The 26555-nt window shown below is 71.0% G+C and carries 20 protein-coding genes; 4 read left to right on the top strand and 16 right to left on the bottom strand.

What is annotated here, in order from left to right; all coding sequences use genetic code 11:
- Nucleotides 1-7 precede the first annotated feature (7 nt).
- A complete protein-coding gene (locus LZ198_RS11445) occupies nucleotides 8-1585 on the top strand; it encodes a DUF1501 domain-containing protein (protein WP_253971957.1) in 1578 nt (525 codons plus the stop codon).
- Between the two features lie 82 nt (nucleotides 1586-1667).
- Here LZ198_RS11445 and LZ198_RS11440 read toward each other — a convergent pair whose 3' ends face one another.
- Nucleotides 1668-2522, bottom strand: coding sequence for a S1C family serine protease (locus LZ198_RS11440; protein ID WP_253971956.1), 855 nt, complete (start codon nucleotides 2520-2522; stop codon nucleotides 1668-1670).
- Between the two features lie 234 nt (nucleotides 2523-2756).
- On the opposite strand from LZ198_RS11440, the gene LZ198_RS11435 reads away from it, so the two are divergent.
- Entirely contained in the window at nucleotides 2757-3398 is a 642-nt protein-coding gene (locus tag LZ198_RS11435; protein ID WP_253971955.1) for a glutathione S-transferase family protein, read from the top strand.
- A gap of 102 nt (nucleotides 3399-3500) precedes the next feature.
- On the opposite strand, the gene LZ198_RS11430 is transcribed toward LZ198_RS11435, so the two are convergent.
- Nucleotides 3501-4472 (bottom strand): aldo/keto reductase, encoded by a 972-nt coding sequence (locus LZ198_RS11430; protein ID WP_253971954.1) that lies wholly within the window; start codon nucleotides 4470-4472, stop codon nucleotides 3501-3503.
- 170 nt (nucleotides 4473-4642) lie between these two features.
- On the opposite strand from LZ198_RS11430, the gene LZ198_RS11425 reads away from it, so the two are divergent.
- Complete coding sequence (locus LZ198_RS11425; RefSeq protein WP_253971953.1) at nucleotides 4643-5002, top strand: hypothetical protein; 360 nt, start codon at nucleotides 4643-4645, stop codon at nucleotides 5000-5002.
- A 22-nt stretch (nucleotides 5003-5024) separates the two neighbouring features.
- On the opposite strand, the gene LZ198_RS11420 is transcribed toward LZ198_RS11425, so the two are convergent.
- Nucleotides 5025-5939: a cation diffusion facilitator family transporter gene (locus LZ198_RS11420; protein WP_253971952.1), complete on the bottom strand. Its 915-nt coding sequence runs from the start codon at nucleotides 5937-5939 to the stop codon at nucleotides 5025-5027.
- Nucleotides 5940-6185: 246 nt separating this feature from the next.
- On the opposite strand from LZ198_RS11420, the gene LZ198_RS11415 reads away from it, so the two are divergent.
- Nucleotides 6186-7007, top strand: a complete 822-nt coding sequence (locus tag LZ198_RS11415; RefSeq protein ID WP_253971951.1) for a siderophore-interacting protein — start codon at nucleotides 6186-6188, stop codon at nucleotides 7005-7007.
- Nucleotides 7008-7064: 57 nt separating this feature from the next.
- Here LZ198_RS11415 and mxcL read toward each other — a convergent pair whose 3' ends face one another.
- The 13 genes from mxcL to LZ198_RS11350 form a co-directional block, all read right to left on the bottom strand.
- Nucleotides 7065-8327, bottom strand: coding sequence for a myxochelin B biosynthesis transaminase MxcL (gene mxcL, locus LZ198_RS11410; RefSeq protein WP_253971950.1), 1263 nt, complete (start codon nucleotides 8325-8327; stop codon nucleotides 7065-7067).
- Nucleotides 8328-8372: 45 nt separating this feature from the next.
- Entirely contained in the window at nucleotides 8373-9599 is a 1227-nt protein-coding gene (mxcK, locus tag LZ198_RS11405; protein ID WP_253971949.1) for a myxochelin export MFS transporter MxcK, read from the bottom strand.
- Between the two features lie 38 nt (nucleotides 9600-9637).
- Nucleotides 9638-10444 (bottom strand): TonB family protein, encoded by an 807-nt coding sequence (locus LZ198_RS43405; RefSeq protein ID WP_253971948.1) that lies wholly within the window; start codon nucleotides 10442-10444, stop codon nucleotides 9638-9640.
- Nucleotides 10431-10895, bottom strand: a complete 465-nt coding sequence (locus LZ198_RS11395; RefSeq protein WP_253971947.1) for an ExbD/TolR family protein — start codon at nucleotides 10893-10895, stop codon at nucleotides 10431-10433. Before LZ198_RS11395 ends, LZ198_RS43405 begins: the two co-directional genes overlap by 14 nt.
- Nucleotide 10896: 1 nt before the next feature.
- The gene (locus LZ198_RS11390) at nucleotides 10897-11595 is read right to left on the bottom strand and encodes a MotA/TolQ/ExbB proton channel family protein (RefSeq protein ID WP_253971946.1); all 699 of its coding nucleotides are present in this window, start codon (nucleotides 11593-11595) and stop codon (nucleotides 10897-10899) included.
- 86 nt (nucleotides 11596-11681) lie between these two features.
- Nucleotides 11682-12920, bottom strand: a complete 1239-nt coding sequence (locus tag LZ198_RS11385; protein WP_253971945.1) for a hypothetical protein — start codon at nucleotides 12918-12920, stop codon at nucleotides 11682-11684.
- A gap of 68 nt (nucleotides 12921-12988) precedes the next feature.
- Nucleotides 12989-15517 (bottom strand): TonB-dependent siderophore myxochelin receptor MxcH, encoded by a 2529-nt coding sequence (mxcH, locus tag LZ198_RS11380; RefSeq protein WP_253971944.1) that lies wholly within the window; start codon nucleotides 15515-15517, stop codon nucleotides 12989-12991.
- A 300-nt stretch (nucleotides 15518-15817) separates the two neighbouring features.
- Nucleotides 15818-17194 carry a class II 3-deoxy-7-phosphoheptulonate synthase gene (locus LZ198_RS11375; protein ID WP_253971943.1) on the bottom strand — a complete coding sequence of 459 codons (1377 nt, stop codon included), beginning with the start codon at nucleotides 17192-17194 and terminating at the stop codon, nucleotides 15818-15820.
- Nucleotides 17191-21567: a myxochelin non-ribosomal peptide synthetase MxcG gene (mxcG, locus tag LZ198_RS11370; RefSeq protein ID WP_253971942.1), complete on the bottom strand. Its 4377-nt coding sequence runs from the start codon at nucleotides 21565-21567 to the stop codon at nucleotides 17191-17193. The genes LZ198_RS11375 and mxcG overlap by 4 nt, the downstream gene beginning before the upstream one ends.
- 49 nt (nucleotides 21568-21616) lie before the next feature.
- Nucleotides 21617-22549 carry an isochorismatase family protein gene (locus tag LZ198_RS11365; protein ID WP_253971941.1) on the bottom strand — a complete coding sequence of 311 codons (933 nt, stop codon included), beginning with the start codon at nucleotides 22547-22549 and terminating at the stop codon, nucleotides 21617-21619.
- 43 nt (nucleotides 22550-22592) lie between these two features.
- Nucleotides 22593-24224, bottom strand: coding sequence for a (2,3-dihydroxybenzoyl)adenylate synthase (locus LZ198_RS11360; protein WP_253971940.1), 1632 nt, complete (start codon nucleotides 24222-24224; stop codon nucleotides 22593-22595).
- A complete protein-coding gene (gene dhbC / locus LZ198_RS11355; protein WP_253971939.1) occupies nucleotides 24221-25453 on the bottom strand; it encodes an isochorismate synthase DhbC in 1233 nt (410 codons plus the stop codon). Before dhbC ends, LZ198_RS11360 begins: the two co-directional genes overlap by 4 nt.
- A gap of 146 nt (nucleotides 25454-25599) precedes the next feature.
- A complete protein-coding gene (locus LZ198_RS11350; protein ID WP_253971938.1) occupies nucleotides 25600-26373 on the bottom strand; it encodes a 2,3-dihydro-2,3-dihydroxybenzoate dehydrogenase in 774 nt (257 codons plus the stop codon).
- Nucleotides 26374-26555 lie beyond the last annotated feature (182 nt).

The following is a 26555-nucleotide window of genomic DNA, read 5'->3' as shown; positions in this document are numbered from 1 at the left end:
GACCCCCATGCCAAACACCTCTCGACGCACGCTGCTCAAGTGGGCCCTCGGCGCCGGACAGCTCGCGCTCCTCGACCGCGCGGGGCTCCTGCGCTCCGGCGTCGCGCGCGCCGCGGACGCCGACCTCCCCTCTCGCCTCGTGGTGCTCTACATCCCGGGCGGCTTCCGGCCGGCGTACTACTTCACGCCCATGGAGGACGCGGAGATTCCGCTCTGCGTCCCACCGTCCGGCGGCTACAGCAGCGAGCCCGCCTTCTTCGACGCCAGCAAGGTGGTCGACCTCGCGCCCGCGAACGGACCGTACAAGCCGCTGCGCACCTGGCAGTCCTGGAACCCCCAGAACCCGGCGGCGCGCGGCAGCTACAGCCCGCTCATGTATGGGTACAAGCACTTCGCCCTCCATGAGCAGCTGAGTGTCATGCACGGCATCGACCAGGGCACCAACGACCACGCGAGCGCCTTCATCTCCGCGATGTGTGGTGTCGCGGGTTCGGACTACCGCGCACCGGCCCTGCACTCGGTCATCGCGAACCACCTGTACGAGCGGTACCGCGAGACGCGGCCACTGCCGTTCGTCGTCGTCTCCGGAGAGCGAGGCACGCCGCTCGGCATGGGCTTGCCCTCGCACGCCGCGCCGGTCCAGGTCCCGTCCCTCGAGGCGCTCAAGCCGATGCTCTCGGGCAAGCCCGCGGACAACGCCTGGTGGACCGGCCTGGACGCACGCACCGAGGGGCCCGAGATGAATGCCCGTGGCCAGCCCACGGGGAGCACGCTGAAGACGACGACCGTGGAGCGCTACTCCCTCACGCGCGCCCAGCCGTTCGTCGGTCGCTCGACGGCGAAGGTGGACAACTACCTCGAGGGCCTCCACGGCTCGCTGGCGTCCGTCTCCCGCGTGCTGGCCACGGACGTCGTGTCGCTGCTGGAGACCACCAAGGGCATCGACACGCTGAAGACGAACCGTCCGGCGTACCTGTCGAGCTACCTGAACGAGACCTTCACGTACACGTTCGGCAACGCGAACTTCCACCTCGTGGGGCTCGACCCCCGGATGGACATGGCGCTGCGCCTGCTCAAGTCGGACCTGGCCACCTCCGTCCACGTCTCGTTGCAGCTCGACTTCGACACCCACAATGGCTCCGGCCACGCGTTCAGTTGCGCGCACGGCCGCGGGCTCATGGATTGCGTCGCGCGCTTCCTGGGCGAGATGAAGGCCACGCCCGCGCCGGGCAAGCCGGGCAAGACGCTGCTCGACGACACCCTGGTGATGGTGATGAGCGAGTTCGGCCGCAGCTGGGCCTACCGCGCGAATGATGGCAGCTACGGCCTGCCGGACGACCACCACCCCTATACGTCGGTCGTCTTCGCGGGCGGCAACGTGGCGCCGAACCGGCAGGTGGGCACGTACACGACGCGCGGGCTCGGCACGCCGGTGGACATCATCGAGGAGACCGGCCAGACGTCGAAGCGCGTCCCCAGGTCCGCGGACGTCGTCACCACCGCGCTGCGCATCATGGGCATGGAGACCCACGAGTTCTTCATCCCCGGCGGTTACGGCGAGGTGGTGGGCATCCGGAAGGGGTAGTCACCTCCCGGGCGTCTCCGCTCCGACGTTCGAGTCTCGACGGGCCCCGGGGGTTGGGGCCCGTCCCCTGGTGTGACATGCCTCAGTTCCGGTAGTCGTCGATCGACCTGACGCGGGGGGCGTCCGCTCGGGCCTTGGCGGGGCGCGCGGCTCGCCTCCAGCCGTGGCGCCTCGGCCATGCCCACACCAGCGCGATCACCCCGAAGAAGATCGCCGAGCCAATCGCCCCTTTGACGGGGAAGGCGCGAACGGCTTGTGGCTGGTCCTCGGGCGCGAGGCGCTCCTTCAGCTGGCTCACGACGACGGCCGGGATGCCCATGAAGGTCCCCCGGAACCCGTAGCCTCCCTTCAACACGGCGATGACCTGGCCATCCTCGGTCATGATGGGGGAGCCGCTCGCTCCCTTGTCGCTGTTGATGGAGAACTGGATGAGGGGCTTCTTCCAGCTCTCATGGGGCACCTCCTCGTCAGGCACTCCGTCGGGCCGCAGCGCGGAGACGATTCCCTCCGCGAGGGTGAAGGTGAGCCCCAGTGGGTTGCCAATCGACAAGACCTTGGTGCCCTCCTGGAGCTGCGTGTCGCCCGCGAGGGGCAGGGCGGGATAGCCATCCCCCTCGAGCTTCACCATCGCGATGTCGCGCTCCGGGTTCCTCGCCATGATTCCGAGCACCTTCCGCGTCGTGCCATCGGAGAGTTGGGCGCGCAGGTCGATGGCCTCCGCGGGATTGACGACGTGGTTGTTCGTGGCGACGAGTCCATCCTCGGAGATGAAGAACCCGGTGCCCGAGCCGATGGGCTCATTCCCAGGCCCGATGACCTCCAGGGAGACGATGGAGGGCTTCACCCGCGCGGCGAACGCGGCGAGCTCCTCCGCGTGACTGGCGCCGCTGGCGAACAGGACCAGGCTCGAGGCGATGGATGGGAGGACGCGGGCCATGAGGGCTCCGGTGGAAAGGTGTTCGCGGTTCTTGCAGCGCCGACGGGGGAATTCAATCCCCTGGCGGTCGAGGTGGCATGCCTGCCTTCATCCCCGTGCTTGCCATGACATGACGCCGCGCTGCGTCTTGGCGGGGGCGAACTGGACGGCCCGCGCGGAGGCCCCGCTGTGCCTTGTCACGCATGGGGCGGGCTCCTACGGTCGCCCGCGAATCCGCCACCCGGAGGTGCCGCGATGTCCGTTGCGCCCGAAGCGTCGACCCGTCCCGTCTTGATCGGCCGTTCGAGTTCGCACTTCACCCGCATCCCCCGCATCTTCGCCGCCGAGCTGGGCGCACCGTATGACTTCCAGGTGGTGCGCGACCTGATGTCCTCGAACCCGGGGGACTACGGCGGCAACCCCGCACTCCGGATTCCCGTGCTGAAGACCTCCGAGGGCTCCTGGTTCGGTGCGCTCAACATCAGCCGTGAATTCTGGCGGCGCTCGGGGCGGTCGCTTCGCGTGGTGTGGCCGGAGGACCATGACGTGCCCCTGCTGGCCAACCTGCAAGAGATTGCGCTGCAAGCCATGGCGACCGAGGTGTCGCTGGTGATGGGCCGGCTGGGCGGGGGAGGGGAGGACAGCGCTCACCACGCCAAGCTGCGCAAGAGCCTCACCGCGATGCTGGCGTGGTTGGAGGAGCACGCGCCAGCGGGCCTCGAGGCCCTCCCGGCGCGTGACCTGAGCTTCCTCGAGGCGACCCTGTTCTGCCTCGTCGTGCACCTCGAGTTCCGCGAGGTGCTGCCCATGGCGGGCTACACGAACCTCCAGGCCTTCTGCCGCCGCTTCGGAGCGCGAGCCTCCGCCGTGGAGACGACGTTCAAGTTCGACGTGTGAGGCCTCGCGCTCGCCAGGGCTTCCCCATGGGTCGCAGGAGAACTGGAGCGTGTAGAAGGGCGCGGGCCTCCATCGTGGAAACCCGCGTCGCGGCCCAGGTGTCTACCAGGCGTAATCCTCGGGCGCGGGCTTGTGTCCCGGGAAGAGTTCGTCGAGCCGCGTCAGCGTCTTCTCCTCCAGCTTCACGTCGAGCGCGCGCACGGCCGCGTCGAGCTGTGCGCCGGTGCGGGGCCCGACGATGGGGGCCGTGACGGCGGGTTGGTGGAGCAGCCAGGACAGGGCGAGGTCCCCGGGTTCGACCCCCAGCTCCGTGGCCAGGTTCTCGTACTGCTCGATGCGCTCGCGGTTCTTCTGGAGCGCGGCCTGGGCGCGTCCCTCGAGCCGACGCTTGCCTTCACGCTCCTTGCGAAGCACGCCTCCGAGCAGGCCCCCCTGGAGCGGCGACCAGGGCAGGATGCCCAGGCCGTAGTGCCGGGCCGCGGGCAGGACCTCCAGCTCCACCGTCCGCGCCATCAGGTTGTAGAGGGACTGCTCGCTGACCAGCCCCATGAAGTGTCGCTGCGCCGCCGCGGCCTGCGCCTGGGCGATGTGCCAGCCCGCGAAGTTGCTGCTGCCCACGTAGAGGACCTTGCCCTGGCCCACCGCCACCTCCATCGCCTGCCAGATCTCCTCCCACGGCGTGTCCCGGTCCACGTGGTGGAACTGGTAGAGGTCGATGTAGTCCGTCTTCAATCGCTTGAGGCTGGCGTCCAACGCGCGGCGGATGTTGAGCGCGGACAGCTTGCCCTCGTTGGGCCACTCGCCCATGGGGCCGTAGACCTTGGTCGCGAGCACGGTGCGCTCACGGCGGCGACCGCCCTGCGCGAACCAGTTGCCGATGATCTGCTCCGTGCGGCCCTTGTTCTCGTTCCAGCCGTACACGTTCGCCGTGTCGAAGAAGTTGATGCCCTTGTCGAGCGCGGCGTCCATGATGCCGTGGGCGTCGGGCTCCTCGGTGGTCCAGCCGAAGTTCATCGTGCCCAGGCAGATGCGGCTGACCGACAGTCCGGAACGTCCCAGATGCGTGTACTTCATGGTGGCTCCCTCGCGGCCGGCTTCGGGGTGACGCTTCGGGAGGAGCGGCCCGGCCTCCGCGCGTGCGAGGCCAGGAGCCTGTCCGCCCGCACCCGCCGAGTCGAGCCCGTTCTCCGCGTGTTCGCCGGACTGTGACGTACCGGGCGGATGGCATATGAGGATGCGCCAGGATGAAGCTCGAACGCCACGTGGGAGGGCTCTCCCTGGCTCGCAAGGCCAACTACCTCCGCGCCCGCGGCTGGCGCGAGGAGGAGGGCGGCTGGTCGAACGACATCTTCGGGCGTCAGACGTTGTCCCGCGCCATCCATCACCAGCTGACGGATGACCTGTCCCAGGCCCTCCGTCAGCGCGGCTGGGAGGTCCTCGGCTACTCCGAGCGGGGCTACGTGCAGCTCCGCGACGGCGAGAAGGGCAAGCCCTGCTCCCTCCCCAAGGCCCTGCGCACCCAGGCCCGCCGCGAGAAGCGCCCGGTCGCGGAGCTGACCTATGCCTTGTTCCTCGCGGCCATGGTCGGAACAGAAGAGGCCTGACGCCCCGGGCCGCTCGGAGGCGTCAGTGCGCGTGGGGTGAGGCGAGGGCTCCCCACGCGGGCACGCAGTTGTCGCAAGGCTTCGCCTCGACCTGCAGCGTGACGTGTTCGATGCCGCACTCGTCATGGAGCTGGCGCTTCAGCCGCGCGAGCGCCTCCGCGTCGACCCTCGCGTCCTTCGCGATGAGGTGCGCGGTGAGCGCGGCCTCGGTGGTGCTCATGGCCCAGACATGGAGGTCATGCACCTCGCGCACACCGGGCAGTCCCCGCAGCCGCTCCCGCACGCGCGCCAGGTCGATGTCCGTCGGAACCGCCTGGAGCACCAGGTTCACCGAGTCCCGCAGCAGGCCCCACGTCCCGGCGAGGATGAGGACCGCGATGAACAGCGTCACCACCGGGTCCACGAAGTCCCAACCCGTCACCTGGATGAGCGCGCCCGCGAGCACGACACCCAGCGACACGCCCGCGTCGGCGGCCAGGTGCAGGAACGCGCCGCGCACGTTCAGGTCCCGCGTGCGTCCCTTCCAGAAGAGCAGGGCCGTCCCCGCGTTGATGATGATTCCCACGCCCGCCACGAGCATCACCGTCCCCGTGGCGACGGGGCCGGGCTGCCCCAGCCGCTGCACCGCCTCCCAGGCGAAGCCGCCCACGGCCACCATCAGCAGGAGCGCGTTGAGCAGCGCGGCCAGGATGGACGAGGCGCGCAGGCCGTAGGTGTGGCGCTCGGTGGGCCGCCTGCGCGCCAGCACCGTCGCTCCCCATGCGAGCGCCAGTCCCAGCACGTCACTCAGGTTGTGGCCCGCATCCGCGAGCAGCGCCAGCGAACCGGAGAGGACGCCGAACGTCGCCTCCGCGCCGACGAAGAGCAGGTTCAGCCCGATACCCAGGGCGAAGGCCCGGCCAGGTGAACCCGAAGAGGGGTGGTGTGTGCCAGACATGTCCGACGAGACCTCCGAATCGACCCGGGCGCCGCCTTCGGTCGCCCATCCACTCCGGCTGACGCCCCGCACCCGCCGCTCTTACGGTGCGTCGTCCGATTCCGAGCCCCCGCGCCATCGCCCGGTCGAACGTTCCCGGAGAGGTCAGGGATTCCTGTTGCAATATCGATTTTGCGAGTCAATATCGTCTTCGTGTCGTGTTGCCTCCCGGGAGTGGAGGCGAGGCCTGATTCGAGAGGTGAGCTTGTGACGACGAGCGTGAGCGAGAAGGTGTTCCGCCGGGGGCCGTTCCCCGTGAAGTTCCGATGCCTGGAGGTGCTGCGGGTGACGTCCGTGACGCCGCACGTGGTGCGAATCACGCTGGGCGGCGAGGACATCGCCGGCTTCCAGAGCGAGGGCGCGGATGACCACGTGAAGGTGCTCTTCCCGGAGCCCGGCAAGCGCCGGCCCGTCATCCCGACGATGGGGCCCACGGGCCCCGTGCTGCAGCCGGGCGAGAAGAAGCCGGACTCGCGGGACTACACCCCGCGCCGGTTCGACGCGGTGGCGGGGGAGCTGGACCTGGACTTCGTGCTCCACGGCTCCGGCCCCGCGTCGTCGTGGGCGGCGCAGGCGAAGCCCGGCGACATGCTGGGCGTGGGTGGGCCTCGCGGCTCGCTGTTCGTCTCCAATGACTTCGACTGGTACCTGCTGGCCGGTGACGAGACGGCGATCCCCGCCATCGCGCGCCGGTTGGAGGAGCTGCCCGAGGGGGCGCGCGCCTTCGTCTTCATCGAGGTCGCGGACGCGTCGGAGGAGCAGCGCCTGGAGACGCGCGCCCACGTGACGCTCACCTGGCTGCACCGCGACGGCGCCGAGGCGGGCTCCACGAACCTGCTCGACAAGGCCATCCGCGAGCTGACGTTCCCTCCCGGTGACTACTTCGCGTGGGTGTCCGGGGAGTCGCTCGCCATGCGCCCCATCCGCGACCACCTGCTCAACGAGCGGGGGACGAAGAAGAGCTGGGTCCGCGTCACCGGGTACTGGAAGCGCGGCTTCTCGGACCACATCCACGACTCGCACAGCTGAGCGGAGCCGTTCGGAGGCGGGGAGCGGACTCCCCGACCTCCGTCCCGTCGCCACCGACTACTTCGCGGTGGCGCGCAGCACCTCGCCGGCCATGGCGATGGTGTAGTCGATCTGCTCCTCGGTGTGCGCGGAGCCGGGGAAGTTCACGTCGCGGCGGAGGAGGATGCCCCGGCGCGCCATCCCGGCCTGGAACGGCTGCATCTGCTTCGCGTGCTCGGCCAGGTCCGGCGAGAAGCGGAACATGGGGATCGCGTCGTAGCCCACCACGCGCAGCGCGGAGCCCGTGGCCTCGGCGTGGGCGTTGACGCCCTCGCGCAGCTTGCGGCCCAGCTTCGCGACGTGCGCGACGTGGTTGCCCTGCTTGTAGAACTTCATCACCGCCTCGCACACGGCCAGGGTGAGCAGCTCACCGCCGAACGTGGTGGAGACCTGGAGGTCGCTCAGCTTGCTCAGGTACTTCGACGGGCCGGCGATGGCCGACAGCGGCATGCCGGCGGCGATGCTCTTGGAGAGGCAGACGATGTCCGCGCGCACGTCGTAGAACTCCTGCGCGCCGCCCATGGCCACGCGGAAGCCGGTGACGACCTCGTCCAGCACGAACATGACGTTGTTCTGGGAGCAGGCCTCGCGCACCTGCTGGAGGAAGCCGGAGGTCAGCACGCGGTTGTACGGCACGGAGAGGATGACGGCGGCCAACTGGCTGGCCTGCTTCTCGATGGTGGAGAGCAGCACGGCCTCGTCCGGCGGCGTGAACAGCGGCAGGCGCGTGGTGAGCGCGGCCAGCGGGGCCGGCACGCCCGGGGTGTCGTACATGAAGTGGTCGTGCCAGCCGTTGTAGCCGACGGTGATGATGCGCTCCTTGCCCGTGAGGTAGCGCGACAGCCGCACCGCCGCGGACGTCGCGTCCGCGCCCGTCTTGAAGAAGCGCGCCATCTCCGCGCCGGGGATGAGCTCCAGCAGCGCCTGGATGGAGGTGACCTCCACCGGCGTGGGCAGCGAGTGGAGGATGCCTTCCTCCAGGTGCTTGCGGATCGCCTCCACCACCACCGGGTGGTTGTGGCCCAGCATGTTCGCGCCGAGGCCGCCGATGTAGTCGATGTACTCCTGGCCGTCGACGTCCTCGACCAGCGCGCCCTGGCCGCGCGCGAGGAAGACGGGGAAGGCGCCCGGCGCGAAGTGCTCGGGCTTCTTCATCATCGACTGGGTGACGCCGGGGACCGTCTTCCGGGCCTCGGCGAGCAGCGCGTTGGAGCGCTCGAGGCGCAGCTCACCCTGGATGGGGCGGGGCAGCGAGGGATGCTTCCTGACAGGCATGTCCATGGTTGTTCCTTTGTCTTCGTGAATCGCGTTTCACTTCGAAGGGCGTCAGGTCGTCGCCGCGGATTGGAGCGCCACCGCGCCGCGACCGAGTGCCCAGAGGATGCAAAGCGAGAGCGCCGACACCGCGACGGCGATCCACCCCACGTGGCCGAAGCCCAGGAGCGCGCCCTCGGGCGACGTGGCGATGAGCAGGCCACTCGTCCAGGCCGCGACGCCCGACGCGCCATCGCTCGCCGCCATGTTCACCGCGAGGTAGCGGCCCCGCAGCGCGGGCGGCACCTTGGACGTCACGAGCGCGATGGTGGGGATGGCCCGCGTGGAGGTGAGGGACATGAACAGCACGAAGGCCACCACCACCCCGGGCAGCGGCGAGACGGGCAGGTGGGTGAAGAGCAGGTGCGGGCCCATGGTCGCCAGGAGCAGCCCGGCCAGCATTCGCGCGGGGCCGAAGCGGTCCGTCAGCCGTCCCACCCACCGCGCCATCAGCAGGGTCCCCGCGCCGCCCCCCAGGTACACCCACGTCAGGTCCGCCTGCGCCACGCCCAGGTTTCCGACCATGTATGTCCCCAGGTAGGGGATGAGCAGGAAGCTGGCGAACACCACGCTGAACGTCAGCACCCAGCCCAGCACGAAGCCCGGCGCCAGCAGTGTCGTCAGTGAGGGGCCTCGCGCGCCGCCGCTCTTCTCCGTGAGGTGCCCGTCCACCCCGGGCAGGACGAAGAAGAGGCAGAGCCACAGGAGGGCGGCGAACGCGCCGATGGCCCAGAAGGGCGCGCGCCACCCCAGCGCCTGCGCCAGTCCCAGTCCCGCGGGGACGCCCGCGACGGCGGACAGCCCCAGCGCGGACATCACCGTGCCGATGGCCCGGCCCCGTCGCTCCGGGGGGACCACGTCCGCGAGGATGGCCATGATGACCGCGCCCATCAATCCCGCACAGGCCCCCGCCAGGGAGCGCGCCAGGAGCAGCCATGAATGGCTTTGCGCGACGCCGCAGCCGAGCGTGGCCAGGATGAAGCCCGCGTAGATGGCGAGCAACGTGCGCTTGCGGTCGAAGCGATCCAACCAGACCAGGCCGAGCAGGCCCATCGCCGAGGAGGCGAGCGTGTAGGACGAGACCATCGCCCCGAACTGGGCGTTGGTGAGGCCGAAGCGCTTCATGAACTCCGGCCCCAGCGGCATGATGATCATGAAGTCCATCAGGTGGCTGAGCTGGACGCCCGCCAGCAGGACGGACATCAGGCGTTCCCGCTGGAGCGGGTTGGAATGACTCACGGATGACTCCTGGCGCCCGGGGACGGGAGCCATTGGCGCTACGGTCTGACGAAACGCACCCGGATGGGCGGCGAGGTGGCCGCGAGGGGACGTCCCTCCCGGTCCAGCGCCGTGTCGAAACGCGCCCGGCGGGCACAGGCCAACGCGGCCTGGCCGAAGCCGTGTCCCGGGTCTGAAAGCAGTTCGGCGGCGGTGACCTCGCCGTCGGCATCGACGGAGACGCGCAGCACGACGGTCTGGTCGTCGATGCGCAGCGTGTCGGCCTCCTTGGGCCAGGGGCAGCTCCAACTGCGCGCGGACAACTGCACCGGACGGGCGCGGCTGCCGCCCGTGCCTTGCCCGATGCGCTCTCCCGCGGCCGCGGTGTTCACCGCCGTCGCGGAGCGGCCGTTGGAGGCCGTCACCCCACCGGCGTAGCGGGGCGCATCCCCCGTCGTCATGTCGAAGTCGGTGAAGTCGAGCGGCTCCGCGGGCTCCTTCGCGGCCACCACCGCGCCGGCCTGGGCGGGCTCCGGGGCCGCGCGCGCCGGCGCCTCGCGGGGCGCGGGGCCGGGGTTTCGCGCGGCGCGGGCCGGCGGTGGCTCGGCGCGAGGGGCGGGGGGCGGTGGGGCGGGAAGCGGCGGTGGCTTCAGGTCGACGACGTGGTTGATCTGCAGCGTCTGCTTCGGGGCGGGCGGCGTGAGCGGCCGCTCCGGCTTGCGCCAGGCCTGATAGGCGAGCAGCCCCGCGGCGCCGTGGAGGGCCACCGTGGTCGCGACGGCCCACCATGTCCCGCGAGAGCGCCGCGAGGGCGGCGGCCCGAGGACGATGCTCGAGATGCTCGGCGGCTGCTCAGGGCGTGGCACGCTCGTCCTCCGCGGCCTTCCCGGGTTCGGCGTTCGTCGTCGGCGCGGCCTCCGGCCTCACGGTGCCGAAGGCGACGCGGGTGAGCCCGGCTTCCTTCAGGTGGTCGAGCACCGCGATGACCTGTCGGTGGGGCACCGCGCCGTCCGCCTGGATGACGGCGCGCAGCTCCGCGTCCTTCGCCAGGGCCTGTCGCGCGAGGTCCTTCAGCGCCGCCTCGCTCGTGCCCTCGCCGTTGACGAGCACGTCTCCCGTGGAGGTGATGGAGACGGCGAACACCGTCTGCACGTCCTCGCTCTGCGAGGCCTTGGGCAGGTCGAGCGGCACGGCCGGGCTGTCCACCAGTCGCGCGGTCACCATGAAGATGACGAGCAGCACGAGCATGATGTCCACGAGCGGCGTGACGTTGATGCCCTCGATGAGGCCGCCGCGTGGCTGCGTCCCGCCGGCCATGTCAGGCGCCCTCCGGACGGGCCTGGGGGGCGGTGGTGCTCGCGCCGCGCTCGCGGGCGGACACGTAGGCGAGCACCAGGTTCGTCAGCGCCTCGGCGTCCGCGAGGATGCTCGCGATGCGGCGCTGGAAGTAGTTGTAGGCGGCCACCGCGGGCAGCGCCACCGCGATGCCGACGGCCGTGGCCACCAGGGCCTCGGCGATGCTGCCCATGACCGCGTTGGAGGCCACCTGGCTGGTGCGCCCCACGGGCGCCCCTTGCGTCTGGCTGAGCGCCTCGAACGCGAGCAGCACGCCGATGACCGTCCCGAACAGGCCGATGAACGGCGCGTTGTTGCCCAGCGTGCCCAGGAAGGCCAGCCGGTTCTCCAGGGTGGAGCGCTCGATGGCCAGCGCGCTCTGCATGCCCTTCTCCGCGGCCGTCATGCCCTGGGGCGCCAGCCGCAACCCCGCGCGCGCCACCGTCGCGCCCACCGACGTGCGCTTCTCCAGCTTGGAGATGGCGGCGGGGAAGTCCCCGCTGGCGAGCGTCTCCTCCAGCGTGCTGGACAGCTCACGCACCAGGTCCTGCTTGCTCCGGAAGACCACCGAGCGCTCGACGATGATGCCGATGCTCACCAGCGACAGCGCGAACAGCAGCCACAGCACCCAGTTGGCCCCCCACTGCACGAAGACATCCTTGATGATTTCGACGATGGGCATGGCGGGGGTCCTGAAGGCGTATGGCGGGTGAGTCACGACGCCGGGGCCCACCACGGACCCCGGCGCCAGGAAGGGTGAGGCGTTCTTCAGCGCAGTTGCAGGAACGAGAAAGCGAGCCCCTGTGTGTTGAAGGCCACCGTGCCGCTCTTGTCGGACAGGTAGCGGAAGTTCGTCTGCGTGGAGCCGTTGGTGAACTCGGAGAAGAGGACCTTGTCGTCCTCCACCGAGTACAGGAACGAGCTGCCGGTGCTGGCGGGCAGCGAGCTGACCTCGGTGGCCTTGATGGTGCTCAGGTCGAGCTGCCAGAACTTCCACGCCTGGGCGCTGGCGATGGTGCGCGGGTGGGTGCCGTCGACCACCGTGTAGGTCGTCTCGTCCAGCACGCGCAGGTAGGCGGTGCCCGAGGGGCCGGCCAGCAGGGAGCCGGTGGCCTTGCCGTTGGTCAGGTCCGCGAGGTCGTGGTGGAAGTCCGCATCGAAGGCGCTGGTGGAGGGGTTGAACCGCAGCAGGCAGGGCACAGGCGTGGTGGAGGGGGCCGTGCGGAAGACCGCGGCGCCGTACGCCTCGGTCGCCAGGTAGACCTGGCCATCCGGACCGACGACGCCGTCGCGCACGTAGCCGCAGCGCTCGCCCGCGTCCTTCACGACGACCGCCGAATCGTTGGTCGTGTCGATGACGACGACGCCCGCCTGCTTGGTGATGCCGGTGCCCGCGCTGGGGCGCCAGCCGATGGGGACGATGATCTTCGTGCCCACGCGCACCGGCATGGACGCGAAGGTGTTGACGGCGCCTTCGATGGTCAGCCCCGTCAACGCGATGGCGTTGGTGACCGTCATCGCGGTCGGGTTCCAGACGATGACCTGCGCGGTGCGGCCGTCCAAGTAGTACGCCTTGGTGTCGGACACGTACTGGAGCTGGTGCTGGTACTCGCCGATGGAGTTGACGCCGCGGCCCTGGAAGCTGACCTCGCCGTCCTTCTCCAGCTTGTCACTCGCGTTCACCTTGTAACGCGTGACGATGCCGCCTTCGTTGCTGCTCACGTACAGCGTGCCCTTCTTGGAGAAACCGGAGCCGAGCGCGCGGCCGGGAACCTCGATGGCGTTCTCCAGGGACAGCGACGCGGTTTGGTCCACCTTGTCCGTGAGGACGACGTAGCTGGTGGTCTCCTCACCGACGTTGACCTGGGTGATGACCGCGTAGAGGGCCTTGTCCTCGGGGGTCGGCTCCGGAGGGGTGGGGTCGTCGTCATCGCCGCAGGCGGTGGAGAGCAGCATCGCGAGCGCCGCGGCGGTGAGCCGGGGCAGCAGGGAGAAGGAAGCCTTCATGGGTACGTGCGCCTTTCTTGACTGAGGGGGTGATATGGGATTGCGAGGAGGAACTGCGGGAAGGGTGTTCAGAGCTCCGCGACCACCTTGGCGAAGACACTGCGCCCGGGGCGCTGCACGCCGTAGAAGTCGAAGGCATCCGCGTCCGTCAGGTTCTGCACGTCCACCGTCCAGCTCAGCGTGGCGCTCGCCGGACGGGTGACGTACGTGAGCGCCAGCGAGTGGATGAGCTGGGAGGGGAGTTCCTGCTTGGAGCCGGACGCGCCCAGCTTCTCCCAGCCGCGGAAGAAGGCGTGCGTGTAGCGCGCGTGCCACGTCAAGGACAGCTCGTCGCGGGAGGTGGCGAGGCCGGTGAGCTGGACGCGCGCGCTCCCGTTGGCGAGCAGGCTGGGCTGGTTGGGGATCCGCTGTCCGTCGAAGGTGCCAAAGGTGCCTTCGCTCGACGTGTTGCGGAAGTCCTGCCACGTCACGTTGCCGTCCAGGGAGAGGAACTGCCCCGGAGAGGTCCAGCCCGCGGCTCCCATGACGCCCAGGCTGCGGGCCGCGTAGACGTTCTTGTAGGTGAAGTACCCTTCACGGCCCACGAGGAGGATGAGCTGGTCCGCCAGGCGGGTGAAGCCCATCACGCTCCCGCGGAATCCGCCCAGGCGCGTCTGGCCGGCGTCGAGCGCCACCTCCAGGTTGAGGTTGTGGCTGGCCTCCGGCTTCAGGTCGAGGTTGGTGTCGATGAGGATGCCGTCGCCGAAGAGCTCGTCCGGGCGGGGCAGTCGCGTCGCCCACTCGTACGCGGCCTTGGCCATGAGCCAGCCGTTGACCCGGTAGCGCAGCGAGTCGCCCACGCCGAAGCGCACCGAGTCCCGGTTGGCCGGGGTGAAGGTGTTGTCGGGCAGCAGGCGCTCCGCGCGGGCCAGTTGCAGGTAGTTCTTGGCGAACGCGATGTTCTCCAGCCGTTCGTCGAGCGCGTCGAACTCGTATTCGACGCCCGTCACCAGGTTGAAGATGGAGCGCTTGCCGGTGAGCGGGTCGACCACCGAGGCGCCGATGAGCGCGCGGTCCTCGCCCTCACGGCCCACCCAGGTCGGCGCGAGCGCCAGGCGCAGGCCCTGGTCCCTCGCGAGGCTCCAGCCCAGGTTGATGCGCGCGAAGCCGGTGTGCTGGCCCACGCGCCGGTCGATGGCGCGGTCCTCCAACTCGCCCGGCTGCGGCAGCTCGACGACGCAGCGCCCGAACCAGTCGTATGCGCACCGCCCGAGGTCCGTCAGCCGCGAGCGACGGTAGACATAGCCCCCGACCGCGTCCACGACGAGGCGCTCGCCATAGGTCTGCTCGAAGCGCAGCGTCGCGCCCCCGGACACGTTGGCCGAGTCGACCTCGCCGTAGGCCGACGTCATCGTCGCGTCGTGTTGGATCTCCTGGGTCGACGCGGAGGCGAACGCGCGGAGGATGAAGCGTCGCGCCCAGGGGCGATCCGCGTAGCCCACCTCGAGCCCACCGCCGCCCGCGCGGAAGGCGTCGTGGAAGCGGGGGAGTCGCGCGGGCAGCACGCGTCCCAGGTCGTCTTCCACGGTGACGTCGACCGCGTAGTCGTTCGGGCTGGAGTCGAAGAAGGCGCTGCCTCGTAGCAGCAGCCCGGTGGCCTCCGTGTAGCGCTGGGCGCTGGCGGTGACGCGGTGGGTCTCGAAGGAGCCGAGCTCGTACGACGCCGAAAGGGCCGAGGCGCGGAGGTTCTCCGTGGTGACGATCTGCACCGCGCCCCCCAGCGCGTCCGCGCCGAAGCGCACCGGCACCACGCCCTGGAACACCTCCATGCGCTGCGCCAGGTTGACCGGGACGTTCGCGAAGTCCGGTCCGTAGCCCGCGAGCTCCAGGGGCACGCCGTCGATGAAGAACCGGATCTGGTCGTTCGACAGCCCGGCGAGGGAGAACCGCGAGCGGCTGCCGAGCCCGCCCGCGCGACGGACGCCGACCCCCTCGGTGCGCGACAGGACCAGGCCCATGTCCGCGGCCTCCCGGCGCACCGTCTCCGTCTCGATGACCCGCACCGCCTCGGCGGAGCCGCGGCGGCGATTGACGACCGATTCGCCCTCCACCGTGACGTCGATGGCGTCGAGGTGGGCGTCGACCGGCCCCTGCGAGGTCGTCGCGACCGCCGAGGGGGCCACCTCTCCGTCCGCGGATGCCGACGACAGCGTCGGACGTGGTCCCTCCGTGGCGGAGCCGGTCGACGCGCCTTCCTCGGGACCCGTGCCTGGGGACGTCGGCGTGGGTCGAAGCTCTTGCGGGGACGACGCGAGGGCGACTTCCGTCCGAGGCGCCGCAGCGGGCTCGGGCGCGGCGGGGAGCCGGAACTCGTAGAGGTAGGCGATGCGCGAGGGGACCGGCACGCCGTCTCGCACGGCGGGGTCGAAGCGGAAGCGGAGGGCGGCGTCACGGGCCGCCTCGTCGAAGCCGTGGCCCGCGCCCTCCAGGATGTCCACGGTGGTGACCGCACCCTGTGCGTCCAGCGTCAGCCGGAGTCGGATGGACGCCTCCAGCCGCGCGCGCTCCGCCTCCTCGGGGTAGGGGGCCTCGACGAACTGGACGAGCCGCGGCGCCACGAGCGATGGCTGCCGCGCGGCCTCAGGCGCCGACGTCCCAGGTCGTTCCCCGCGCGACGCCCCGGAGCGCTCGGAGGTGGCCTCGGCCGACGGGGAGGTCCCGGCGCCGGGCCTGTTCGCCTCCGTCTGCCCGGAGGCGAAGCCGCCCACGCCCAATGAGGCCCACAGCGCGCACGCCCGCAGGGCTCGCCCCCATCGGACGCGTCCGATGTTTCGTTGTATTATGAAAATGGTTCTCATTTTCAATTGCGGGGCCGTGTATTCCTGTTGAGCCGGTGCTGTCAAGGGTTGGGGGGAGGTTCACGCCGCGCGGGCTCTCGGGCTTTTCGAAGTGCGAAGTTTTTCTGCGACCCTGAAGGAAAGCTGGAGTGCCTGGTCTGCGTTCAGGCGCGGATCGCAATGTGTGTGATAGCGGCTGGAGAGGTCGTCCTCGGTCACCGGGAAGTGGCCTCCCAGGCACTCGGTGACGTTCTGGCCGGTCATCTCGAGGTGGATGCCGCCGGCATGGACAGACTCCGCGGCGGCGACCTCGAGGAAGGACTTCACCTCGGCGAGGATGCGGTCGAAGGAGCGGGTCTTGTAGCCATTGCTGGCCTTGTGCGTGTTGCCGTGCATGGGGTCGATGGACCAGATGACGGGGCGGCCGTCGCGGCGTGTGGCGGCCATGAGCTTGGGGAGGCAGTCGGCGACCTTGTCGGAGCCGAAGCGTCCGATGAGCGTGAGGCGTCCGGGGATGCCCTCGGGGTTGAGGATGTCCACGAGCCGCACCAGCTCGTCCGGCTCCAGGGTGGGGCCGCACTTGACGCCGATGGGGTTGCGGATGCCGCGCATGAACTCCAGGTGCCCGCCCTCGGGCTGACGGGTGCGCTCGCCAATCCAGAGCATGTGCGCGGAGGCGTCGAACCAGTGGCCCGAGGAGGGCTCCTGGCGGGTCATGGCCTCCTCGTAGTTGAGGAGCAGGGCCTCGTGGCTGGTGAAGAGGTCCACGGGCATGGGCGTGGACGTGTGGTCGGGCGTCGGATGCAGCGCGCGCAGGAAGCACAGGGACTCGAAGATGGAGTCCGCCAGCTTCCGGTACTGGTCTCCCTGCGGGGTGCCCTCGATGAAGTCGAGCGTCCAGCGATGGAGGTTGGTGAGGTCCGCGTAGCCGCTCTGTGAGTAGGCGCGCAGCAGGTTCAGCGTGGCGGAGGACTGGTGGTACGCCTTGAGCAGCCGCTGGGGGTCGGGCGTGCGCTCGGCGGCGTCGAAGTCCATGCCGTTGATGATGTCGCCGCGGTAGGCGGGGAGCGTGACGCCGCCGAGGGTCTCCACGGGGCTGGTCCGCGGCTTGGCGAACTGGCCCGCGATGCGGCCGACCTTCACCACGGGCCGTCCGCCCGCGAAGGTGAGCACCACCGCCATCTGCAGGATGAGGCGGAAGGTGTCGCGGATGTTGTCCGTGGTGAACTCCTTGAAGCTCTCCGCGCAGTCACCGCCCTGGAGGAGGAAGGCATTGCCTTCGGCGACGCGGGCCAGCGCCGCCGTCAGGCGCCGGGTCTCCGAGGGGTTGACCAGCGGGGGCAGCCGGGCCAGCTCCTGCTCGACGCGCGTGAGGGCGCGCGGCTCGGGGTAGTCGTCCGGCATGTACTTCACGGGCTTCTCCCGCCAGGTGCGGGGATTCCAGGTGCGAGTCGTCACGAGAGGGCCGTTTCCGTGTGAGGGCCAGGCGCCGCCGGCAGGAGTCCCCGCGCGACGCAGTGGCCGAGATAGCGATAGAAGAGGGTGCGATCCGCCGGAGGGCAGGAGATGCCGGTGCCCTCCAGCGCTTCGTGCAGCCGGTGACAGCGGATGGGCCCCAGGCCGAAGGCAGGCTCCGAGGTGCCCGAGCGCAGGTCGAAGAACGCGAGGGTGGTGGTGTTGTCCGCGGAGCCCGCGCGCTCGGCGACACGCGCGCGCCAGGCGGGGACGGGGAGCAGCTCGACGGGGTAGCCGTACTCACGGACCCAGCGGAAGAGGTCGGGCAGGCGGACGTCCGGGACGGGTGTCACGTTGAAGACGTCCCCCGGCCGCGCGTTGCCCATGAGCCGGACCAGCGCCCGGGCCACGTAGTCCACCGGCGTCCACGTTTCGCCGACGTCGAGCTGGGGCAGGGCGCCCGCGGGGACGCCGGCCAGGAGGATGCGCCACACCAGGTCCTGCGGATTGACGATGGCGGTGTCCGTGGCGCCCACGACGCGCCCCAGCCGGTACACCGCGACGGGGAGGCCGCGCTCGGAGGCCTGTTGCACGAGCCGCTCCGCGACCCACTTGCTCTGCTGGTAACCGTCACGCAGGCCGGCGTGGGCTGGAACGAAGGCCTCGGGCACCTCGGGGCTGACGTTCGCCTGGGGCGCCACGGCGAGCGTGGAGACGTAGTGGAACGGCTTGGGGCGGACGGCCGCGGCCAGGCGCAGCAGCTCTCGCGTGCCGCGGACATTGACGGCCTGGAGGCTGCCGTACTCCCGCACCACGCTGACCACCGCGGCGTTGTGGAAGACGACGTCGCACTCGGACGCGAGGCCATGGAAGCGCGCGGCGTCGAGCCCGAGCCAGGGCTGGGTGAGGTCGGAGGGGACGGCGCGCACGCGTCCCGCGAGTGCGTGGGTCGGCAGCTGCTGGGCCTTCAGCGCCTCACGCAGCCGCTCCATGGCTTGCGCCTCATCCGCGGCGCGGACGAGGCAGACCACGCGGGCCTGCGTCTGGCGCAGGAGCTGGTCGAGCAGGTGGGCACCGACGAAGCCCGTGGCGCCCGTCAGCAGGACCTGGCGAGGCGCCGGCAGGAGCGAGCCGAACGTCCTCGCGCCGGTCGCCGCCGGGCCCAGGTGGGGGACGATGTCCTCCGGGAGCACGGCATCCGTCAGCACCGTGGCGGAGGGGCCCGCGTGCGTGCCCGTCCCGGCGTCCTGTCCGTGCTCCAGGGCCTGGGCCAGCGCCGCCGCGGTGGGGTAGCGGAACACCGTGGCGACGGAGACCTCCCGCCCCAGCGCGATGCCGAGCCGGTTGGCGACCTGGATGCTCTGGAGGGACTGGCCCCCCCGCTCGAAGAAGTCGTCCTGGGCCGTGAGTCCCGTGGCGCCGAGGACCTCCTCCCAGACGCGGAGCACGACACGCTCCAGCGCCGTGCCGCCGCTGCCGGTGGACGTGGCGTCCTCGACCGGCGCGGCCTTGCGCAGCTCCGCCCGGTCGATCTTCCCGTTGCGCGTGCGCGGCAGGTGCTCCACGAACTGGATGGAGCCCGGCACCATGGGCGCCGGCAGGTTCGCGGACAGGTGCTTGCGCAGGTCGGACACGGAGGGCGCGGGCGCGTCCGCGACGAGATAGGCGCAGAGCCGCCGAGCGCCGCTCGGGAGCGTCTGGCCGACCACCGCCGCCTCGCGTACGCCCGCGTGGCCGAGGAGCACCGTCTCGACCTCGGAGGGGTCGATGCGATGGCCGCTGATCTTCAGCTCGTCGTCCACGCGACCGACGAACACCAGTTGCCCATCCTCCCGCAGTCGGACCTTGTCGCCGGTGCGGTAGGCGCGGGGCTTCTCCGGCAGCGCCGCGAGCGTGATGAAGCGGGCGGCGTCCAGCTCCGGCCGGCCCAGGTAGCCTCGCGCGAGCGCTCCGCCGAGCAGGCAGAGTTCTCCCTCCTCGCCACGAGGGACGAGCCGCTGCTCCGAGTCGACGAGGACGGCGCGGACGCCGGGGAGCGGCACACCGATGGGGACCTCTCCGCGACCCGCGTCACCCTCGCTCAGGTTGGCGACGGTGGCCACCACCGTGGCCTCGGTGGGGCCGTAGGTGTTGAGGAGCTGTACGCCAGGCCCCACGGCCGCGCGCCAGCGGGCCACGCGCTCCGGCAGCGCCGCCTCGCCGCCGATGATGACGATGCGGATGGAGGGTGGGAGGCGCGCCGCGCCCGTGGACACGGCGTATGCCAGCTCGTGCCAGAAGGCCGTGGGCAGGTCGAGCACCGTGATGCCGTGCTCGGCGCTGGCCTCCAACAGGCGGGGCACCGACTGGAGCATCTCGTCGGTGCGCAGGACCAGCCGGCCCCCGTTGCACAGGCTGAGGAAGAGCTCCTCCACGCTGGCGTCGAAGTGCAGGGGCGCGAACTGGAGGATGCGGTCGCCGGCGTGGATGCCATACCGGTGCGTCGCCCCCGCGACGAAGTGCGCCAGCGCGCCACGGGTGATCTGCACGCCGTTGGGCTGGCCCGTGGAGCCGGACGTGTAGATGACGTAGGCGAGCCGCTCGCCCTCGTTGCGCTCGGGGGCGCGTCGCGCGGCCGGGTTCCGCCGCTGGATGTCGAGCTGCCCCGCCGCGCGCGGCGTCGCATCCGTGCGCGCCTGGGGGGAGGCCGGCGTCACCAGCAGGGCCGGGGCCGCGTCGTCGAGGATGGCCGCGGTGCGTGAGGCGGGGCCGTTCGGGTCCAGGGGCAGGTATCCCGCCCCCGCGAGCATCACCCCCAACGAGGCGATGACGGCATCGAGGCCGCGCGGGACCTGGACCGCCACCGGCGTGTCGGCCTGGAGGCCCTCGGCCACGAGTCGTCCCGCGAGCTCCCGGGCGGCCTGGAGCAACTCGCGGTAGGTCAGGTGGAAGGCGCCATGCTCCACCGCGATGACGTCCGGACGCTCCCGCTCATGCCGGGCGAGCAGCGCGAGGACGGGCTGGGCGTGGGCCGGCAACGGGCCGCCGTCGAGGAGGGACGCCGGGGCCTTCGTCCGCGCTTCCGACGTCGCGCCGGAGCCGGCGCGCGGCCGCAACGGCGCGGTGGGGGCGCCCAGCCAGGTGTCGAGCCATTGAAGGAAGTCACGCTGGTGGGACTCCAACGTGCTGGTGGCGTAGCAGGTGGGGTTCGCGTCGAAGTCGACTCGGAGCCCTCCTCCGTCCGAGCGCGCGTACATGCCGATGGACAGGTCCTCCACCGGGCCCGCGGAGATGTTGTGCGCGAGGGTCGGGAGGCCCGCGAACTTCAGGCCGTAGTCGAACGGCATGAGGTTGACGACGGGGCCGAAGATCTTGCGCTGGCCTCCCACGCGACGCAGGTCCCGGCGCAGTTGCTCGTAGCGGTAGCGCAGGTGGGGCCGCGACGCCCGCAGCTCCGCGGCGATGTTCCGCGCCAGCTCGGTGAGGCTCGCGCCTGGCGGGACGGGCACCCGGAGGGGCACGATGTTCATCGCCATGCAGGGCACGCGGATCGCCGCCGAGCCGAGCCGCGTCATCACCGGCAGGCCCAGCACGACCTCCGGCGCGTCCGTGCGCAGGTGGACCCACGCCGCGGCGGCGGCGAGCACGAGGTCCGGCCAGGTCAGCCCCGCCTGCTTCGCCGTGGCCTGCATCCGCTCCAGGTCGGCCTTCGACAACTGGCGCGTCGTCCGCGCGAACGACGCGGACATGGGGGCGGGCTCGGCGAGCGTCACCGGGAGCGGCGCATCGGAGAGGCGCCCGAGCCAGAAGGCGCGGTCCTGCTCGAACTGGGGGCTCGCGCGGTAGGCGGCGTCCTCGTCCAAAACGGGGGACAGGGGGCCGAAGCCGGCGGGCGCGGGCCGCCCCGTCACGCGCGCGGTGTAGAGGTCCGCCACGCGCCGCGCGAGCAACGAGAAGGCGAAGCCGTCCGCGGCGATGTGGTGGACGCGCTGGAACCAGAAGTAGCGCTCGGGGCCGGCCTTGAACAGCGCCTGGGCGAACAGCGGGCCCCGCTCCAGGTCGACCGTGCGGCCCAGGTCCTCCTTCATCCACGCCAACGCCGCGGTCCACGGGTCGGGGGCGCCGCTGACGTCGGCCTGGTGCAGCGTCCAGGCGTCACGGTCTCCCAGCCACTGGACCGGGCCCTGCTCCGTCGCCATGAAGCGGGCGTGGAGCGCGTCGGCCTCGCCGACGGCCTGGCGGACCGCTGCCTCGAAGTGCGCGGGGACGACGGCGCCACGAATCTCGATGCACTCTCCCGCGTTGTAGACCGGGCTCGTGAGGTCGAACTGCTGCCCCACCCAGATGCCGTGCTGGGCGGCCGACAACGGCAGGTGTTTGGCGTGTGACTCGTGCATCACCGGGGACTCCGTGGCGGGGCGCGGACGGGGGCCCGCGCGCCGGGGCCTACGAGGGGGGATTGAGGGAGGGCCGGACGTCGACGGCGGGGGATGGCATCGCGAGTGCGGGGCAGAGCAGCGCGCACCACTCGTCCAGCGTGGGCCGCTCGGCCAGCTCGACGAAGGTGACCTCCGAGCCCGCGCTCCGCCAGCGCTCCACCAGGCTCATCAGCCGGATGGAGTCCAGGCCACGCTCGAGCAGGTTGTCCACGTCGCTCAGCTCCGCGGGGGCCACCTGGAGCAGCTCCGCGACGTCCTCGCGGATGCGCCGCGGCGTGAGCGCGTCGGTGGTGGCCGAGGGGGCCGGTCCCAACTGCTCGATGACCTGGTCCGCCACGGTGGTGACGGCGCAGAGCTGCGAGGCGTAGCTGAGGGCGAGCTGGTGGTGGGCGAGCGAGAAGTCCCCCAGCGCGTCCGCGACGAGGAACGGCTGCACGTTGCTCATGAACGCATCGCTCGCCGTCTGCAGGCAGCCGATGTGCGCGTAGATGCCGCAGATGATGATCTGATCGCGTCCGCGCGCCTTGAGCTGTTCCATCAGGTCGGTGCGGCGGAACGCGCTGTAGGTCCACTTGGTGATGAGGATGTCGCCCTCGCCGGGCGTCAGCGCGTCGATGATCTGCTTCTGCGTGGGGCCTTCCTTGATGCCTCCCCCCCAGAAGTCGAGCAGCAGGCCGCGCTGCTCGGGCGTCTGGCCGCCGGGCTGCGCGGAGTACACGACCGGGATGCCATGGGCGAGGCAGTGCTGGCGCACGCGCTGGATGTTCGCGACCAGCTCCTTCACCGGGGACTGGCCCGAGGTGAACGCGTCGACGAAGTAGCGCTGCATGTCGTGGATGAGCAGCACGGCCCGCTTGGGGTCGGGCATCCACGCGACCTTGTTCTTGGGCAGGTCCGCCGCGAGCGGCATGGGGTACGGCGCGATGGCAGGGAGGGCCATGAGGGGGTCCTTGGGCTTCGGAGTCGGAAGGAGGGGAGGGGCGTCAACGGGGGGCGGGACGGGCGCTGAGCGTCTCGCGCAGCGCCTTCTTGCTGACCTTGCCGACGCCGGTCTTCGGGAACGCGTCGACGAACTCCACGCGGTCCGGAATCTTGAAGGCGGCGAGCCCGCGCTCGCGCAAGAAGCCCGTGAGGGCGGTGGCTGGCGGCGGGGCGCCCCGGGCGATGACGAACGCGCACGTGCGCTCGCCCAGGAATGCGTCGGGCATGGACACCACCGCGGCGTCATGCACGGAGGGATGCGCCAGCAGGTGGTTCTCCACCTCCTCGGCCGCGACCTTGTCGCCCCCCCGGTTGATCTGGTCCTTCGCGCGCCCCTCCACCACGAGGTAGCCCTCGGGCGTCATCCGGACCAGGTCGCCGGTGCAGTAGAAGCCGTCGGAGGTGAAGGCCCGCGCGTTGTGGGCCTCCGCCTTGTAGTAGCCGCGGATGGTGTACGGGCCCCGGGTGAGCAGCTGCCCCGTCTCGCCGGGGGCCACGTCGTTGCCGTCCTCGTCGACGATGCGCAGCTCGTCCTCGGGGCTGATGGGGCGTCCCTGGGTGTTGACGACGAGCGCCTCCGCGTCGTCCAGGCGCGTGTAGTTCACCAGGCCCTCGGCCATGCCGAAGACCTGCTGCACGCCGCAGCCCAGCGTCGAGCGCACGCGCGCGGCGGCCTCGGCGCTGAACTTCGCGCCGCCCACCTGGATGTACTGGAGGCTCGACAGGTCGTGCCGGCCCGCCTTCGCCGCGTCCATCCACACCATCGCCAGCGGAGGGACCAGCGCGGTGAGGGTGACGCGCTCCTTCGCGATGAGCGGGAAGGCCACGTCCGGGCTGGGGTGCAGGGCGAGGACGACGGTGCCGCCGGCGTAGAACGTGCCGAAGGCGCCGGGAGAGCTCATGGGGAAGTTGTGCGCGGCCGGCAGCGCGCACAGGTACACGCTCGACGTGTCCAGCCGGCAGATCTCCGCGCTCGCGCGCAGGCTGTAGATGTAGTCGTCGTGCGTGCGCGGGATGAGCTTCGGCACGCCGGTGCTGCCGCCGGAGAGCTGGAAGAAGGCGACGTCCTCGGGCGAAGGCTCGGTGAGCCGCGCCGGCGCGGAGGCGTACAGGCTGGAGAGCGCGGTGAAGGGGCCCGCGTCGCCCACGACGAGCACGTGACGCAGCGAGGGCGTCTTCTCCCGCACGCGGCTGGCGAGCGCGCGGTAGTCGAACCCGCCGTGGCGGTCCGCGATGACGTACGCGGCGGCCTCGGTGAACTCGCAGAAGTAGCCGATCTCCACGTCCCGGTGCGCGGGCAGCGCGAAGACGGGCAGGGCGCCCAGGCGGAAGAGCGCGAAGACGACCTCGTAGAAGGCGGGGATGTTGGGCAACTGCACCACCACGCGATCCCTCGGCTGGAGCCCCAACGCCTGGAGGCCCGCCGCGAGCTGGTCCACGCGCGCGTCGAGCTGGGCGTAGGTGGAGCGCTCCGTCCCGCCGACGAGCGCGGTCCGGTCTCCATGGCGCGCGGCGCGCTCGCGCAGCACCCGGCCGAAGGTCTCCCCCCGCCAGTAGCCCGCCTCGCGGTAGCGCGCGGCGAAGTCCTCGGGCCAGCCCGGGCAGCCCGGGAGTCGGGTGGTGGTCGCGCTCACGGCTGGGCCCCGGTGGTCTGTCCCAGGCCCATGGCCTGGAGCATGGTGCGGAACTTGGCCTCGGTCTCCGCCAGCTCCGCCTCCGGCTTCGAGCCGGCGACGATGCCCGCGCCCGCGAACAGCCGCAGGGAGTGCTCGTCCGCCTCCGCGCAGCGGATCGTCACCGCCCACTGGCCGTCGCCGTTGGCGTCGCACCAGCCGACCGTGCCCGTGTAGTAGCCGCGCTCGAACGGCTCGATGTGGCCGATGGCCGCGTGCGCCAGCTCCGTGGGATAGCCGCAGACGGCGGGCGTGGGGTGCAGCGCGACGGCCAGCGTCAGCGAGGTGATGGACGGGTCCGAAAGCTCACCCGTGATGCGGCTGGACAGGTGCCACATCGTCTGGGTGCTGACGAGCGACGGCTTCGCGGGCACGTCGAGCGTCTTGCAGAACGGACGCATGGCCTCCGCCACCGCGTCGATGACCACCGCGTGCTCGTGCAGGTCCTTGGGGGACTCCAGCAGGGCGGCCGCGCGGGCCTGGTCCTCGATGGGGTCCGGGCTGCGGGCGGCCGAGCCCGCCAGGGGGTTGGCCAGCACCTGCATGCCGTTGCGGGACACCAGCAGCTCGGGGCTCGCGCCGATGAGCGTGCGGCGGCCCTCGCCGGGCGCGGCGCTCGGGCGCTGGGGCAGGTCCACGGCGAACGTGAAGCCGGACGGGTTGCGCCGCGCCAGGTTGTACAGCAGGCGCTGCAGGTCGATGGGCGTGGTCGCGCTCAGGTGCAGCGAGCGCGACAGCACCACCTTGCGCAGCGGCCCGGACTCCATGAGCTTCAGCGCGCGGGCCACCCCGTCGAGGTACGCGGAGGGCTCCGGCACGGGCTGCACGGTGTAGCGGGGCGGCAGCCCCGGAGAGGGCGCCACGGTGTCGTCGAACACGAGCGGGCCGGCGCGCTGGAGCGTCATCGGCACCACCAGTTGCGCGGGCACGCGGCCGTCGAACGGCACCGCGCCCACGGCGATGGGGATGTCGTGGTCCGCCTGCCGCGCGTCCGCCAGCACCTTCGCCACGCGCTCCGGCAGCTTCTCCAGCGAGTTCGTCCCACCCGCGTGCGGCACCGTCGCGAAGGTGCCCTGCGCCAGCAGCGTGCGGCGCGGCGAGGCGAAGAAGAACGAAGAGCCCGCTTCGTAGCTGCGCAGCAACTGCGCGGCGAGCTTCTGGGGTGCCACGTCGTGTCCGGGTGTCTTCACTGCGAGCCTCCTGCGCCGAGGGTGCGGTCGGCGTCAGCCGCGCCGCCTGGGCGGAACACTGCTATGTCGATTGTGAAACTAGGACTCATTCTCAAGATTGAACCGGAGGACAGCGCTCCGGGACGCCAGGGAGGGGGACGGCTCCCTCAAACGCCGAGGGTGGCGCCGCCGTCGACGCAGAGGTCGTGCATGGTGATGTGGCGGGCCTTGTCGGAGACGAGGAACTGCACGGCGTTGGCGATGTCGCGGGGCGAGGCGATGCGGCGCAGGGGGATGCCCAGGCGGAAGGCGTCGAGCGCGCCGGCGATGACGGCCTCGCCACCGGACTCGTCCTTCCACAGCGCGCGTTGCATGGCCGTGTCAGTGGAGCCGGGGGACACCACGTTGCAGCGGATGCCGTACTGGGCCAGCTCCAGCCCCAGGCACTTGGTGAACATGGTGGAGGCGGCCTTGGACGCGGCGTAGGCGGCCATCTGCATGCGCGGCGTCCCGGCGGCGTTGGAGCCGACGGTGACGATGACCCCCGAGCGTCGCGGCACCATGCGCCGCGCGACGGCGCGCGAGACGTGGAACACGCCGTCCGTGTTCACGCCGAAGGTCGTGGCCCAGTCCTCGTCGCTGAGCGACATGGCCGGGCCCACCCGCAGCACGCCCGCGACGTTGGCGAGGATGTCGATGGGGCCCAGCTCCCGCTCCACGCGCTCGACGACCGCCTCCACCGCGGCGCTGTCGCTCACGTCCACGGGCCACGCCGTCGCCTGCCGGCCCTGGCCGCGCAGCTCCGCCACCAGGGAGAGCAGGCCCTCGGCGTTCCTGTCGAGCGCGGCGATGATGGCGTCCTCCGCCAGCACCCTCGCGACCTCCGCGCCAATCCCCTGCGCGGCGCCCGTGACGAGCGCCACCCTGGTCGTCGTACCCATGGAATTCCCCGTCCTCCCGCACGCACCGGACCCCAAGGAGTCCTTGCGAAACCAAAGATAATGAGAATGGTTCTCATTATCGATTTTTGGCGATTAAGTGCCATGCATGACGGAGGGTGTCAAGACCGGGAAATCTTTCGAAGTCTGGGGAACGACATCTTCCCGAGGGGGACGTGCAAGGT

Source organism: Myxococcus dinghuensis (assembly GCF_024198235.1).
GTDB lineage: Bacteria > Myxococcota > Myxococcia > Myxococcales > Myxococcaceae > Myxococcus > Myxococcus dinghuensis.
The sequence above is the reverse complement of the archived record's forward strand: the minus strand, read 5'-3'. Positions and strand labels throughout refer to the sequence as shown.